The sequence below is a fragment of the Aminobacter sp. P4_D5 genome, assembly GCF_056401815.1.
In genome coordinates, this window is sequence record NZ_JBFUIP010000047.1 from 1 (window position 1) to 14,891 (window position 14,891).

At 63.1% G+C, this 14,891-nt stretch carries 13 protein-coding genes; 3 read left to right on the top strand and 10 right to left on the bottom strand.

The features are described 5' to 3' along the window. The 3 genes from AC1DWF_RS12670 to AC1DWF_RS12680 all read right to left on the bottom strand — a co-directional run. The coding region (locus AC1DWF_RS12670; protein WP_476841726.1) for a beta strand repeat-containing protein at nucleotides 1–2,322 on the bottom strand (2,322 nt) is incomplete at its 3' end. Between the two features lie 482 nt (nucleotides 2,323–2,804). Then, a complete protein-coding gene (locus tag AC1DWF_RS12675) occupies nucleotides 2,805–3,047 on the bottom strand; it encodes a hypothetical protein (RefSeq protein WP_476785348.1) in 243 nt (80 codons plus the stop codon). A 482-nt stretch (nucleotides 3,048–3,529) separates the two neighbouring features. Then, complete coding sequence (locus AC1DWF_RS12680) at nucleotides 3,530–4,498, bottom strand: bile acid:sodium symporter family protein (protein WP_476785353.1); 969 nt, start codon at nucleotides 4,496–4,498, stop codon at nucleotides 3,530–3,532. Between the two features lie 152 nt (nucleotides 4,499–4,650). Between AC1DWF_RS12680 and AC1DWF_RS12685 the strand changes: the two genes are divergently transcribed. Both AC1DWF_RS12685 and AC1DWF_RS12690 read left to right on the top strand, forming a co-directional pair. Then, nucleotides 4,651–5,547: a LysR substrate-binding domain-containing protein gene (locus tag AC1DWF_RS12685; protein WP_476785349.1), complete on the top strand. Its 897-nt coding sequence runs from the start codon at nucleotides 4,651–4,653 to the stop codon at nucleotides 5,545–5,547. 78 nt (nucleotides 5,548–5,625) lie between these two features. Beyond that, nucleotides 5,626–6,873: a flavin-dependent oxidoreductase gene (locus AC1DWF_RS12690; protein ID WP_476785350.1), complete on the top strand. Its 1,248-nt coding sequence runs from the start codon at nucleotides 5,626–5,628 to the stop codon at nucleotides 6,871–6,873. Nucleotides 6,874–6,896: 23 nt separating this feature from the next. Here the strand turns inward: AC1DWF_RS12690 and maiA are convergent, their stop codons facing one another. Further along, nucleotides 6,897–7,538 carry a maleylacetoacetate isomerase gene (gene maiA, locus AC1DWF_RS12695; RefSeq protein ID WP_476785351.1) on the bottom strand — a complete coding sequence of 214 codons (642 nt, stop codon included), beginning with the start codon at nucleotides 7,536–7,538 and terminating at the stop codon, nucleotides 6,897–6,899. Between the two features lie 11 nt (nucleotides 7,539–7,549). Beyond that, the gene (locus AC1DWF_RS12700) at nucleotides 7,550–7,918 is read right to left on the bottom strand and encodes a hypothetical protein (protein ID WP_476788679.1); all 369 of its coding nucleotides are present in this window, start codon (nucleotides 7,916–7,918) and stop codon (nucleotides 7,550–7,552) included. Nucleotides 7,919–8,129: 211 nt separating this feature from the next. Between AC1DWF_RS12700 and AC1DWF_RS12705 the strand changes: the two genes are divergently transcribed. Next, nucleotides 8,130–8,687 (top strand): MarR family winged helix-turn-helix transcriptional regulator, encoded by a 558-nt coding sequence (locus tag AC1DWF_RS12705; protein WP_476788680.1) that lies wholly within the window; start codon nucleotides 8,130–8,132, stop codon nucleotides 8,685–8,687. 23 nt (nucleotides 8,688–8,710) lie between these two features. Here the strand turns inward: AC1DWF_RS12705 and AC1DWF_RS12710 are convergent, their stop codons facing one another. The 5 genes from AC1DWF_RS12710 to AC1DWF_RS12730 form a co-directional block, all read right to left on the bottom strand. Then, entirely contained in the window at nucleotides 8,711–9,715 is a 1,005-nt protein-coding gene (locus AC1DWF_RS12710; RefSeq protein ID WP_476786308.1) for an ABC transporter ATP-binding protein, read from the bottom strand. Between the two features lie 13 nt (nucleotides 9,716–9,728). Next, on the bottom strand, nucleotides 9,729–10,757 hold the full coding sequence (locus tag AC1DWF_RS12715; RefSeq protein WP_476841727.1) for an ABC transporter ATP-binding protein: 1,029 nt from the start codon (nucleotides 10,755–10,757) through the stop codon (nucleotides 9,729–9,731). After that, complete coding sequence (locus AC1DWF_RS12720; protein WP_476786311.1) at nucleotides 10,754–11,710, bottom strand: ABC transporter permease; 957 nt, start codon at nucleotides 11,708–11,710, stop codon at nucleotides 10,754–10,756. The genes AC1DWF_RS12715 and AC1DWF_RS12720 overlap by 4 nt, the downstream gene beginning before the upstream one ends. A 70-nt stretch (nucleotides 11,711–11,780) precedes the next feature. Then, nucleotides 11,781–12,701 carry an ABC transporter permease gene (locus tag AC1DWF_RS12725; protein WP_476788681.1) on the bottom strand — a complete coding sequence of 307 codons (921 nt, stop codon included), beginning with the start codon at nucleotides 12,699–12,701 and terminating at the stop codon, nucleotides 11,781–11,783. Nucleotides 12,702–12,800: 99 nt separating this feature from the next. Beyond that, the gene (locus AC1DWF_RS12730; protein WP_476788682.1) at nucleotides 12,801–14,285 is read right to left on the bottom strand and encodes an ABC transporter substrate-binding protein; all 1,485 of its coding nucleotides are present in this window, start codon (nucleotides 14,283–14,285) and stop codon (nucleotides 12,801–12,803) included. Nucleotides 14,286–14,891 lie beyond the last annotated feature (606 nt).

Below are 14,891 nucleotides of genomic sequence, written 5' to 3' on the forward strand. Positions count from 1 at the left end.
GGTCAGTGCCACCGGGCCGCCGAAGGCCTCGATCGCAAGGCGCGTCGACAGCCGGGAACTATTGCGCACCAGCCCATTGGTGACGATGGTGATCGGTAGGCCGCCGGACTTGGCGGCGATGGCGCTGACCCCGCCTTCCACAAGGCCATTGGTCGTGATGCTTGTCGGGCCGGCGCCCAAATTCGTCGTGTAGATGCCATACAGCCTGCCGGCAACGCCTGCGGCATTCACCGTCAGGCCGGTTGTCGCAGCGCTATCATTGAATGCGTATATGCCGAAGCCTGTATTCGCGGTCACCTGGCCTGTCACCGTCACGCTGGTCGCGCCGGTGCCCTGGTTCCAGGCGTAGATGCCGGTCAATTCTGCGGTGACGCCTGCCGCATTCACGCTGACGCCGTTGGCAGTGACGCCGTTATAGGCCTGGATGCCGTTGCCCTCGACCCCTGTCACGAGGCCCGTTGCAGTGACGGTGGTCGCACCGGTACCGTCGTTATAGGCATAAATGCCGTCGACGTTGCCGGTGACGGCTGCGGCATTCACTGTAAGGTCAGTTGTAGTACCGGCGTTTTGACCCCAAATGCCGGTGGCACTGGTCCCGGTTACCTGGCCGGTTGCGGTGACGGTGGTCGCGCCGGTGCCGTCGTTGGCGGCGTAAATACCGTCGATGTTGCCGGTGACGGCTGCTGCATTCACCGTAAGGTCAGTTGCAGTGGTGGCGTTTTGGACCCAGATGCCGTTGAGACCGGTCCCGATCACTAGGCCTGTCGCGGTCACGCTGGTGGCGCCGGTGCCTTTGTTGGCGGCGCTAATGCCGGTGTAGCGGCCGGTAACGCCTGCCGCGTTCACCGTCAGGTCGCCCGCAGTGGCGGCGTTCTCGACGTAGATGCCGGTAGCACTGGTCCCCGTTACCTGGCCGGTTGCGGTGATGGTGGTCGCGCCGGTGCCGTAGTTGACGGCCCTAATACCGTCAACGTTGCCGGTGACGCCTGCGGCCTTCACCGTCAGGTCGCCCGCCGTGGCGGCGTTCTCGGCGTCAATGCCGGTGCCATTCGTCCCGGTCACCTGGCCCGTTGCGTTCACGCTGGTGGCGCCGGCGCCGTTGTTGCCGACGACAATTCCGTTGTTACCGCCGGTGACGCCTGCGGCGTTTACCGTCAGATCTGTCGCCGTGGTGGCGTTCCAGGCGCCAACGCCGTTGCCATTGGTCCCGGTCACCTGGCCGGTTGCGGTGACGCTGGTCGCACCGGTGCCGTCGTTGGACGCATAAATACCGTCGGCGTTGCCGGTGACGCCTGCAGCGTTCACCGTCAGATCGGTTGCTGTGGTGGCGTTCCAGGCGTCAATGCCATTGCCATTGGTGCCGGTCACTTGGCCCGTTGCGGTAACGCTTGTGGCGCCGGCGCCGTTGTTGCCGACGATAATTCCAGCGTTGCCGCCGGTGACGCCTGCGGCGTTCACCGTCATGTCGCCCGCCGTGGCGGCATTAACGGYGTAGATGCCGCTGCCATTGGTCCCGGTTACCTGGCCTGTCGCGGTGACGGTGGTCGCACCTGTGCCGTTGTTGGAAGCGTAAATACCGTCGGCGTTTCCGGTGACGCCTGCTGCGTTCACCGTCAGATCGGTCGCCGTTGAGGCGTTCTCGGCATTGATGCCGATGTCACTGGTGCCGATTACCTGGCCTGTCGCGGTGACGGTGGTCGCGCCTGTGCCTTCGTTGTAAGCGTAAATACCGTCGACGTTGCCGGTGACACCTGCGGCGCTTACCGTCAGGTTAGTTGCAGTGGCGGCGTTTTGGACCCAGATGCCGTTGAGACCGGTCCCGGTCACCTGGCCTGTCGCGGTGACGTTCGTCGCACCAGTGCCGTTGTTGGCTGCGATAATGCCGGCGTTGCCGGTGACACCTGCGGCATTCACCGTGAGGTCGGTTGCCGTCGCGGCGTTCTCAACATAGATGCCGGTGCCATTGGTCCCGGTGACCTGGCCGGTTGCGGTCACGGCGGCCGCACCGGTGCCGCCGTTGAAAGCGGAAATACCCGTATCGCCACCGCTGATGACTCCCCCGGTCACAACAGTAATTGCGCCCGGCGTTGCTCCGTTATCGCCATTCGCCTGGATATTCAGACCAATTTGACCCGAGCCCGCCGTGAGGGTCGCCGCATTGACGTCGATGTAGCTGACATGGCCGAGCCCCTGGATGTAAAGGGCGTGCCCACCCGACGCCGTCGTGTCGACGCTGAAGCCAGGGGTCGTAACGACAGCGGCATCGTCGGCATCTATGTCTTGCCCGGTCGTATTGGCTCCGGAGCACGCGAAGCCGCCCACCGTGGGAGAACATTGCGCCAGAGCCGGTTGCGCAGCCAAACCCAAAGTCGTTACTGCCAACACAGAATGAACACCGGCGGAGACGAACCCACACAGCATCGTCGAACCCCGCAATGTCTGGAGTAGCAGACGCCCGAAACGGGACGGACGCTCAAAGGAAGCTTCGTCGGCAGGGTTTGTCGTCGGACGGGACAATGGGCTGATGCGCATGAGAATCTCACGTTGAAGCTGGCCTTGAAGCCGTGTTGCTGGGGTCGGCTACAATCTGGCCGCTGTGGAGGAGGCTGAGCGTCGCGGATGGGTCGAAATGGAGATCAGGGCCGGTTTCGGTGGCGACCAACGTGTCCGACGACCTGAGGGCACCGGTGACAATCTGCGGAGCCCTGAATGCCGCGAAGAAATACGGCGCCAGGTCGGCCGCTCCTGATCAATGGAGTTTTTGTTTGCCGCCTGCCGTTGCCGGCAAGTCGACTGGCGAGGTGCTAGCTGATGTCGCGCCGCCTGACGTCGGAGCCTTTCCAGCCGCCGAGCATGTCGAACGCTTCCAGACCGTCCGGCTGTTGGTCGCGCGGGCCGGCGAACGTAACGCGGACCCATGCCTTGCTGAGTGCCCGGCCCAGATACGATGACTGCCAGTGAGCGGGGTGCTCTGCTTCGCCAATCTGCTGCATCTGAACTGTTTCTGGCATATCCGCGCCCTTCCAGGTGCTCGCCCCATTGTTCATTCTTGCCAGCCCCTCATGGCCAGCTAGAAGACTTGAGTCCAAAACCAGAAATACTTGTCCGCCATGTCGCTCATGGTGTCACTACTTCGAACGAGGTTGCCGGGCACATTGGGACGTTCAGTCATCAAGATGAGACGTGCAGTCATGCTGCTCGGCGCCGGACGCCGGCGCGTCACTCCGGAAGGCCGGCCTTGCGGTAGCATGTCCGGCAATCGACCACCGATCAGCTTGCCAACAATCATGGGAGCCGGCGTCGTTAGGGAGTGGAGTTCAAGGCTTCAAACGACGCCGATTGCGTCAGGCTTAGGATCAAACGAAACGCGATCGACGCCAGGCGCAAGCATCGCAAAGCCGCTGGCCCTAGCCAAGCTCAAGGTGCTGTTGCAACAAAGCCGCCCGAACCATCGACACAGTCTTGAGTGCCATCGGCCAGATCTGCGACCTCTGCGCACTGACTGAGTGCCAAAGCTACTTGCGTGCGGCTATTGTGCGGCGCCTTGCGGCTCGGTCACGGGCGCAAGCTCGGCGGCGCGTTCGGCGTAGCGTCGCGCCATCCAGGCGCAGACCATCAACTGCATCTGGTGATAGAGCATCAGTGGCAGCACTATGGCACCTATCTCCTGGCCGGCGAAGATGACGTTGGCCATCGGCACGCCTGAGGCGAGGCTCTTGTGCGAGCCGCAGAAGGCGACAGTGATCTCGTCCTGTCTGGAAAAGCCGAGGAACCGGCTGGCGAAGATGGTGGTTGCCAGCGCCGTCGACAAAAGGAAGGCGGCGATCAGCAGCAGCACCACGAGTGACTGCAGGGGCAGCTGCTGCCAGAGGCCTGCGACCATCGTCTTGGAGAAGGCGAGGTAGATCACCATCAGGATCGAGCCGCGGTCGACGACCGTCACCAGCCATTTGTGCCGGCCCAGCCAGCCAGCAAGCCAGGGCTGTACGAGCTGGCCGGCGATGAAGGGCGCCAAAAGCTGCAGCATGATGCCTTCGATCGCTGACAGCGACACGCCGCCGCCTCCGGTCTTGGCGAACAACAGCCCGACGAGCAGCGGGGTCAGGAACATGCCGATGATGTTGGAGGCCGAGGCCGAGCACACGGCGGCCGGCACGTTGCCGCCGGCAAGTGCGGTGAAGGCGATGGACGATTGCACCGTCGACGGCAGCACGCACAGGAACAGCACGCCGGCATAAAGTGCTGCCGGCAGCACCGTCGGTACCAAGAGGCCGAGTGCCAGCCCTATTATCGGGAACAGCACGAAGGTGGTCGAAAACACCAAAAGGTGCAGTCGCCAATGCGTCATGCCGGCGATGACTGTTGCCCGCGACAGCCGCGCGCCGTGGAGGAAGAACAACAGCGCGATGGCAATGTTGGTCGCGGTGCCGAAATGGCCGGCGAAACTGCCCCGTGCCGGCAGTAGCGACGCCAGCGCGATGCAGGCGACCATCAGCATGATGAAGGTGTCGGGACGAAAACGTGCGAACAAGGCGTGGGATCCCTTGGCAATGGGCTAATTTTGTATACAGTATGCCAAATGCCAATGGCATTGTGAATGGCGCATACAGGAATGATGCTCATTTCGTTTCGTGAACACAGGGAGGGATCATGTTCGATCCTATACTCCTCCAGACCTTCGTAGCGGTTGCCGGTTCGCGCAGTTTCACCGGGGCGGCAGTGCATCTCCGGCTCGGCCAGTCGACGGTCAGCCAGCACATCAGGCGGCTCGAGGTCAGCGTCGGCCGGCGGCTTCTGGTTCGCGACACCCATTCGGTGATGCTGACGCCCGACGGCGAGGCAATGCTCGGCTTTGCCCGTTCGATCCTCGACGCCAATGAACGTGCCCGCAGCTACTTGCAGGGGGCCAGGCTGACCGGCCGCATCCGCTTTGGCGCGTCGGAGGATTTCGTCACCACCCGGCTGGCCGACGTGCTGCACAAATTCACCGAGCGCCATCCTTCCGTCGAACTCGAGCTGACGGTGGCGCTGTCGAGCACACTGTTCGACCTGCTCGACGAGGGCGCGCTCGACCTCGTCATCGCCAAGCGCCGCGTCGGTCTCAACCAGCAGCGTGAGGCGCGCAGCGGCGTTGCCGTGCGCACCGAACGGCTGGTCTGGGCGGCGCGCGACCCATCGGTCGTCGAGGCTGGCAAGCCATTGCCGCTGATCCTGTTTTCGCGTCCGGGCATCACCCGTGTCGCGGCGATTGAGGCGCTCGACCGCATGGGCATCCCCTGGCGCATCGTCTGCACCAGCGGCAGCCTGAGCGGGCTTCAGGCAGCCGCTCGCGCAGGGCTCGGCATCATGGTGCAGCCGCGCAGCATGGTGTCGTCGGGGCTGATGGTGCTGCCGACCAGCCCGCAGCTGCCGCAGCTCGAGGAGGTCGAGTTCATCCTGACCAGTGCCGCCAACGAGCCGACCGGCGTGGCCGCCGCACTTGCCAAGGAAATCCTCGACCGCAACGCGCGCCAGGAATTCGAACTGCCGTTCCGCGAAGCGGTCTAGCCGGCCGGTGCAGGCGGCGTCGACGCGTTTCGAACGRGGTATTAGTCAGTATACTGCTTAAATTGATCGGGGAGCCACATGGACGTGATGATCATCGGCGCGGGCATCGGCGGGCTGACGCTGGCCCTGATGCTTTTCAAGGCAGGCATTCCTTTTCGTGTCTACGAAAGCGCCCAGGAGATCCGGCCGATCGGCGTCGGCATCTCAATCCTGCCGCATGCCAGCCGCGAGCTCACTGAGCTCGGCCTGCAGGCAGCACTCGCCGAGGTCGCGGTCACGGCGCGCGAATCCTGCTTCTTCAACCGCTTCGGCCAGCTAGTCTACAAGGAGCCGGTTGGCACTTTTGCCGGCTATGATTATCCGCAGTTCCAGATCCATCGCGGCGACCTGCAGCAGATCCTCTACGCAGCACTCGTCGAGCGGGCCGGGCCGGACTGCGTCGTCACCGGCTGGAAATGCATCGATGTCGAGCAGACGGCGGATGCCGCGATTGCCCGTTTCGTCGACGGCCGCACCGGCGAGGACCGGCCCATTCAGCGTGGTGCGGCGATCGTCGGCTGCGACGGCATCCACTCAGTCGTGCGCCTGAAGCTCGTGCCCGACGACGTCGGCCCGATCTATTCCGGCGTCAACATGTGGCGCGGCACGACCTGGTGGAAACCCTATCTCGGCGGCGCGAGCTATGTCCGCGCCGGCTGGCTCACGCATGGCAAGATGGTCATCTATCCCATCCGCAACAAGCTCGATGCCGAAGGCGGCCAGCTGATCAACTGGGTCGCCGAGATCGAGACACCGCATTACCACCAGCAGGACTGGAACCGCCGCGGCCGGCTCGACGACTTCATCCATGCCTTCGCCGACTGGAAATTCGATTTTCTCGACGTGCCGGGGCTGATCCGCGGCACTGAGGCGATCCTCGAATACCCGATGGTCGACAAGGACCCGCTTGCTCGCTGGAGCTTTGGCCGCCTCACACTGCTCGGCGACGCCGCGCACCCAATGTATCCGCGCGGTTCGAACGGCGCTGGCCAGGCGATCCTCGACGCGCGTGCGCTGGCCGACAGCTTCGCATCGGGCGGCGACGTCGCTGGCGTGCTCAAGGCCTACGAGGACAAGCGGCTGCAGGCGACGGCGACCGTCGTGCGCACCAACCGCACCACCCCGCCCGACGTCATTCTCAAGGAGGTCTACGAGCGAACGGGTGACCGGCCGTTCGCTCGGCTTGACGACGTCATCACGCAGGACGAGCTGGCGGCGCTGTCAAACACCTACAAGAAGGTCGCCGGCTATGACAAGGCGACGGTGGCCGAGCGGCGAACGGCGTGAGGGGTATTGCCGACGTATTCGCTTCAGAACGCGTCGGCCTGCAAATTTGGATGCGCCGCCTCAAATGCCGGCAGGGCGGCGGCGCGGTCGGCGATGGCGATCGACAGGGGAAAGGCGGCCAGATCGCAAAGGAAGCGCCGGGCATTGGCCACCTGCGGCACCAGGCAGATGTCGGCGATGGTGACGATGTCGCCGAGGCAATAGCTGCCTGAGAGGCCGGATGCAGCAAGCGTCTCCTCGAACGAGCGGAACCCCTCCTCGATCCAGTGGCGGTACCATTCGTTGGTGTCGTCGTCGGAAAGCTGCCAGCGCGACTTCAGGTATTTCAGAACGCGCACATTGTTGAGCGGGTGGATGTCGCAGCCGATGATCTGGGCGAGGCCCCTGACATAGGCACGACCGGCGGGGTCAGTGGGTAAGAGCGGCGGCTCGGGATGGGTCTCGTCGAGATATTCGAGCATGGCGAGGCTTTGGGCGAAGATATTGCCGTCCTCGACGAGCGTCGGCACCAGCCCTTGCGGGTTGAGCGCCATGTAGTCGGCGGTGCGGTGGTCCATCCTGGGCAGGCTGATGAAGCGGGGCTCGTAGTCGAGCCCTTTGAGCGCGAGCGCGATGCGCAGCCGATACGAGGTCGACGACCTGAAGAAGGTGTAGAGCGTGCGCATCGCTTCAGCAGTCAGTGTGACGCGGCGTTGAGGATCTCGTCGGGCGTCGACGAAACGACCTCGACATATTTTGGTACGAACTTGCGGCCCTCGATCAGGCCGACGAAGGCCGGCTTGATTTCCTCGGCCAGCACCTTGCGGATCTTGGCGTGCTCGACGATGTCGGACCACTCGGCGATGAGGAAGAAGCGCTGCGGATCCTCGGTATCGCGGCACAAGACGCCGTCCTTCACCTGGGCCCAGGACTTGTGCATCGGGTTGCCGTCCGAGTAGTCGAATTCCTCGAACAGTTGGACGAATTCCTCCTCGCGCCCGGCCTCGACGCGGAAGTCGTAGATGTGGAGGAAGTTGCCTTTCGTGGCCAGCGGTTCCTGCGCCATGGTGCTCTCCTTTTCTTGGGTTCCCAATAATCATCAGTATACCGCCTTTTATATTGCCCGCAAGGCGCAATGCCTTGCGGGGCAAGGGCTTCGGAACAGGTAGGTGTCCCGCGTTCGCTGTTTCAGACGGTGGAAAATATGAGGCGGTACTGCTCTTTCCCGCCAGTCGGGCAAGGGCTAGACATGGGCAGTCGAATGCGAGGGAATGAGCGTGGCCAAGTCGCCAAAGTCGGAAGGGGCGCGGACGAAGAAGGCTGCGGCCGCGCCGCGCGAGCCCAATCCCGAGCTGCAGCAGCTCATCGAGCGGTTGCCGCTGTGGAAGCGGCCGGGTTTTCTCATCCGCCGGCTGCACCAGGTACATTACGCGCTGTTCTTCGAGGAATGCCTAGAGTTCGGCATCACCCCTGTGCAGTACGGGCTGCTCACAATCCTCTCCGGCAATCCCGATTCCGATCAGATCTCGCTCGCTCAGGCGCTCGGCATTGACCGTACCAATGTCGCCGACGTGCTGTCGCGGCTGGCCCAGCGTGGGCTGATCGAGCGCACTCGCAGCACCCAGGACAAGCGCATGGTGCTGGCGCGGCTGACACAGCAAGGCGAGAAGCTTGTCGCGGCGATGCATCCGGCGATGAGCCGGGCGCAGGAGCGGCTGCTCGACACGCTTGGGGACAAGGAACGCGAGGCGTTCCTGGCGACGCTGCTCAAGCTACTCGAGGCCAACAACAAATATGGCCGCGCTGCACTTGCCACCTCGAAGTTCTGTGACTGATCGTTGGCTGGGCCGAGCGTCTTTTACCTGTTCCAGCAGGCGACGAGATGGCGGGGCGAACGCTCGCTAAGCTTCGGCGCTTCGGTACGGCACAGGTCGGTCGCCAGCGGGCAGCGTGTCGAGAAGCGGCATCCGGGCGGCGGATTGACGAGATCGGGAACCTCGCCGCCGTAGACGATGCGCTTACGCTGCCGTTGAGTGCGCGGATCGGGCACCGGCACCGCCGACAAAAGCGCCTCGGTATAGGGATGAATCGGGTGGTCGTAGAGGTCGTCGCGGTCGGCGATCTCGACCATGCGGCCGGCATAGAGGATCGCAACCCGGTGCGAGATGTGGCGCACCACCGACAGGTCATGCGCGATAAACAGGTAGCCGAGGCCGAGCTCCTTTTGCAGGTCCTGCATCAGGTTGACCACCTGCGCCCGAACTGACACGTCGAGCGCCGACACAGGTTCGTCGGCGACGATGAATTCGGGCTGCAATGCCAGCGCCCGGGCGATGCCGATGCGCTGACGCTGCCCCCCAGAAAAAGCGTGCGGGAAACGGTCATGCGCGTCGGCGGGCAGGCCAACGACACGCAGCAATTCGGTGATGCGGTCGCGCGCCTCATCGACATGGCGGATCAGGCCGTGAACCAGTAGCGGCTCGGCGACGATGTCGATCACCCGCATGCGCGGGTTGAGACTGGAATAGGGATCCTGGAACACCAGCTGCATGTTGCGGCGGAGCTTGCGCAGCGCCTCGCCCTTGGTGTGGGTGATGTCCTGGCCCTGGAACACGATCTTACCCGACGAGGCCGTGATGCGCCTCAGCACGGCGCGGCCGGTGGTGGTCTTGCCGGACCCGGATTCGCCAACCAGCCCGAGCGTCTCGCCCGAGTAGAGGTCGAAAGAAATGTCCTCCAGAGCCTTGAAAGCCTTGGGGCGTCCCCAGAAGCCCTGCGCCCCGGTTTCATAGGTCACGTCGAGGCCCTGCACGCTGAGCAGCGGCGGTGGTGCTGGCGTCTGGGCTGGCACGGGGTTGAGCATCGAGAAATTCCTGTCAGGGGAAGGTGGGCGACATCAGCGGCGTCGCCCAGGCCGGCACCGACGGCTGCCAGCAGGCGGCCTCGGCATCCGGGCGGATATGTTCGAGTGTTGGCGCTTTGCGACAGGCCTCGCCCGACAGCGGACAGCGCTGCTGGAACGAGCAGCCCTCCGGCGGCGTCACCAGATTGGGCGGCGTACCTTCGATCGAGACCAGTCGCTCCGAGACCTCGTCGAGCCGCGGAGTCGAACGCAGGAGCCCTTGCGTGTAGGGATGCGCCGGACGCTCGAATACGTCTTCGGCGAGGCCGGTCTCGATGATCTGCCCGGCATACATCACAGCCACGCGGTGGCAGAGGCCGGCGACGACGCCGAGGTCGTGGGTGATCAGCACCACCGACAGGCCGAGCGACTGCTGCAGCTCGGCGAGCAGCTCGAGAATCTGCGCCTGGATGGTCACGTCCAGCGCCGTCGTCGGCTCGTCGGCGATCAGAAGCTGTGGCTCSCAGGCGATCGCCATGGCGATCATCACGCGCTGGCGCATGCCGCCGGAAAATTCGTGCGGATACTGGTCCAGCCTGCGGCCGGGCGCGCTGATCCCGACGGCGGCGAGTAGCTCCTCGGCGCGGTTGCGCGCCTGCTTGCGGGTCATGCCAAGATGGCGCTCCAGCACCTCGCCGATCTGGGTTCCGATCCGGAGCACCGGGTTGAGCGATGTCATCGGGTCCTGGAAGACCATCGCCACTTCCTTGCCCCTGATGTCGCGGGCGTACCGCTCGCCGTCGGCGCCCAGCAAAGAGCGGCCTTTCCAGCGGATGTCGCCCGACGCGATGCGGCCGGGCATGTCGATCAGCCCCATCACTGCTTGCGCGGTCACGCTCTTGCCCGAGCCGGATTCACCGACCACGCCGAGCGTCTCGCCGCGGCCGATCGACAGCGTCACACCGCGCAGGCCTTGGACCAAGCCGCGCCTGGTATCGAACTCGACCTTCAGCTTTTCGACTTCGAGCAGCGGTTCCTGGGTGCTCATGGCGCTGATGTTCATGACCGGCCTCCCTGGCTCGTGGCTTCCGGGCTTTGGGTTTTCGGGCTGCGGCGCGCCTGCCGGGCGGCAATCTTGGCGCGCTGATAGGCGAAGCGTTTTTCGCGCTCCTGCGGGTCGGTGGTGACACGCACCCAGGAGGCGAACAGATTGACCGCAAGGACGGTGGTGGCGATCGACAGGCCGGGGAACGTGATCAGCCACCAGGCGACGAAGATGTAGTCGCGGCCGTTGGCGACATCGAGACCCCAGCTCGTCGCCGGCGGCTGCACGCCGAGGCCTAGGAAGGAGAGGGCGGCTTCGGCGAGCACGATGTTGGTGAATTCGAGGATGCCGAGCGTCAAAAGCGGGGACGTCAAGTTGGGCAGAATATGGCGGAAGATGACCCTCGAAGGGCGGCAGCCAATCATCTCGGCCGCCTCGACGTATGGCGTCTGTCTGACCGAGAGCACGATGCCGCGCACGACGCGCGCATAGACCATCCAGTTGGTGACTGCGAGCACGATTACCATCGTCGTCATGCTTGGGCCGATCACCGAGATGACCAGGAGGATCAGCAGCAGGCCGGGAAAGGCGACCTGCACGTCAACGATGCGCATGATGACCGCATCGGTGCGTCCGCCCTTGAAGCCGGACCACAGGCCGAGCACGACGCCGAACGTGCCGGCGAAGAACACCACGAGGACGCCGACGATCAGTGAGGCGCGGGCACCGTAGATGACGCGCGAAAGCACATCGCGGCCGAGATGGTCGGTGCCGAACAGGTGCTCCCACGAGCCCTTGGGCAGCCAGGCCGGTGGCTTGAGGCGTGACATAACCGACTGTGCTGCCGGGTCGTAGGGCGCAATCAGGGGCGCGAAGACCGCCATCAGCAGCAGAGCGACGATGATGGCGAAGCCGAGCGTGCCGAGTTTGTCCTGCCAAAGTTCGCGGCCGAATTCGTCGAGCCTAGTCATCAGTGTCGGGCGTTGCGTCGTCTTGCGGGTGGTTGCCACCGGCGTCGTCACAGGCATGGGGATAGCCATCTCAAGCCAACCTTATCCGTGGGTCGATGAGTTTGTAGATGACATCGAGGCCGACATTGATGACCACGATCATCACCGCGACGGTGAAGACGATCGCCTGCAGCAAGAAAAGGTCGCTCTTCTGGATCGCCTGCATTGCCGTGAGCCCGAGGCCGGGCCAGGCGAACACCGTCTCGACCACCACTGTGTAGCCGGCGAGCGCACTGATCAGTTCCCAGCCGGCCAGTGTGACGAATGGCACCAGCGTGTTGCGCATGGCATGCACCATCACCACGCGCCTGAAATGCAGTCCCTTGGCGCGGGCGGTGCGGACATATTGCTGGTTCAGCTCGTCGATCATTGACGAGCGCACCAGCATCACTAGCCGGGCCAGCGACGGCAGGGCGAGCGTGATTGCCGGCAGGATGTAATATCGCGCGCCACCCATTCCCGATGTCGGCAGCCAGCCGAGGGTGACTGCAAAGAACACGATCATCAAGAGGCCGAACCAGAACTGCGGCAAGGACAGCCCAAACAGGCCGACAAAAACTGTCGTTCGGTCGACCAAGCCCCCGGGCCTGAGTGCGGCGATGGCGCCGAGCGGCAGCGACAGCAGGATCGCCAGGCCGAGTCCGGCACCGATCAGCTTGAGTGTATTTGGCAGGCGTTCGAGCACGACGTCGAGGGCCGGCCGGCGCTGCCACAGGCTCTCGCCGAAGTCGAGGCGGGCCATGTCACCGACGAAATCGACGAACTGCGTGGCGATGGGACGGTCGAGGCCGATCTGTTGGGCAAAGGCCGCGCGCTGCTCGTCGGTTGCCGAAAGCGGCAGCATTACCTTGACCGGATCGCCGACCATGCGAGTGGCGATGAAAACGATCACGGTCACGCCGATGACGACAAGGAGACCTTGTGCAATTCGGCGGAGCAGAAAACCACCCATATTCCTCTCCATTGGCTGGAGCCGGCTCTCCCTTGTTGAGCCGGCTCCAGAACTGTTGGGGTTCGCTTATGTTTTTGTTCGAACCCGCAATTGTCGTTGTTATTCCGTGACCTTCATCTCCTTGACGAGCAGCTTGGAGTCGACGCGAGGCTGCCATTCCAGGCGCTTGGAGAAGCCGTAAATGTCCTGCTGGTTGAGCAGCGGGACGAGGTACGACAGGTCGTACGACTTCTTGGTGATGGCGTCATACATTGCCTGGCGCTTCTCGACGTCGGTCTCGGTCCTGGCAGCGCTGATCTGGTCTGACATTTCCTGGTCGCTGTTGGACGCGGAACTCGCCTTGCTCTGTAGCACGGCGGTCATTTCACGGTCGACGTCGAGCAGTTCGTTGGAGTTCGAGAGGAAGACCGCATCCGGCCGCGTGTTCTTGTCGAACAGTTGGTTGAGGTATTCGCCGAAGTCCTCGATCTTGATGTCGACGTTGAGGCCTGCGTCCTTCCAGTAGGCGCCGACTGCCTCGATCAGCTCGCGGTCCTTGAGCCAGCGACCGGCCTCTCCGACGAGCTTGATGGTCTTGCCCTCAGCACCCGCTTCCTTAATCAGGGCCTTTGCCTTGTCGAGGTCAAACACGTAGTCGGGCAGTGCCTTGTTGTAGCCGAAAGCCTTTGGGTTGACGACCTGCCCCTTTGCCGGTGTGGCGTAGCCGCCGAACAGGCTCTCAGCCAGCGCCTTGCGGTCGACCGAGATGTTCATGGCCTCGCGGACGCGCGGATCCTTGGTCACCTCGTTGTCGGTCGACACGATCATGAGGCTCGTTTCAAGGCCGCTGACGGCCGCGAACTTCGGTGCCTGCTGGGCGAACTCCGGCAGAAGGTTGGTGATGACATCGAGTTCGCCCGCCATAAGCCCGGAAAGGCGCGTGCCGGATTCACCGACGAAGCGGTAGGTCACCTTGTCGATCGACGCGGCATCGCCCCAATAGTCGGCGTTCTTTTCCAGCACGATGTCTTGGCCGCGGTTCCAACTGGTGAACTTGTAGGGGCCGGTGCCGACCGGTGCTTCGGCGAACTTGGCGTCGGCAGCATAGGTCGCGGGGATCATCTTCATCCAGTACATGCGCGACGGCAGGATCGGATCCGGACCCGAGGTGATGATGCGCACAGTCAGGTCGTCGACCTTCTCCGCGCCGGTGATGGTGCCGAAGTAGGCGGCCTGCTCCGACTTTAGCGCCGGATCTATGACACGCTTGACGCTGTTAACGACAGCATCCGCGTTGAATGCCTCGCCATTGTGGAACTTGATGTCGGGCCTGAGCTTGAACTCCCAAGTCTTGGCGTCAACCTGGGTCGGCGCCGCAGCCGCCAGTCCGGCGACTAGTTCGCCCTCGGGCGTGCGCGCCATCAGCGTCTCATAGACATTGTCGTTGATCGCGCGCTCGCCGCCGTCGTCGCGCACTTGCGGATCAAGCGTCGAAGGCTCCGATCCGATCGCAATGGTGATGTCGGCGGCGTGCGCCGACAGCGGTGAAAGTGCCATGATTGCCGCAAGTGCGGCGCTGCTTGCCAGTCTCGTCAGTAGATTCATCGGTCCACCCATTCGCCATAGATAACAAAAACGACCTGATGCGCGCAGTCTTGAGCTGCGTTGATATTGCGGGTCGCCATTTCCCTCGACCAGAAGAGTGGATTGTATGCAATTGACTGTCAAGCGATTGTTGGTCAACTTTTCTGACGATAGCAGGCCGAGACTCGACAATTCGCCGAGTTGTGCTGTAAATAATTGAAAATGCACAAAATTTAGAACGTGATTGCTGAAATTTCGTTCACGAATATCACGGAGGTAACCGGGTCAGTCACTTCTTTGGCAATTTCTTGGATATAGTATACCAAAAATCATCGCTGTAGGAAGGATGCCGGCTATGTTAGGCCTTCCCAGGCGGTCACGTCTGCGGAAAATACTTCGTCGCGACAGCTACGGCTATGCTGGTGTTCAACGACAAGAGTGCAAATTGCGGCATCCTGTTGGTGCAGAAGGTCGTGTTATTCATATCCGCTGATCTCCGGCACGTCATGTAATTGCTGGCCGATACTCATCTCGGTAAAGAATCTTCTTGCGCGCTCTGTTATTGCGTTTCTCGCTGACATCGATGCTGAACTGCTGCCCGCGCGAGCTGTGTTGCGCGGGCAGCGG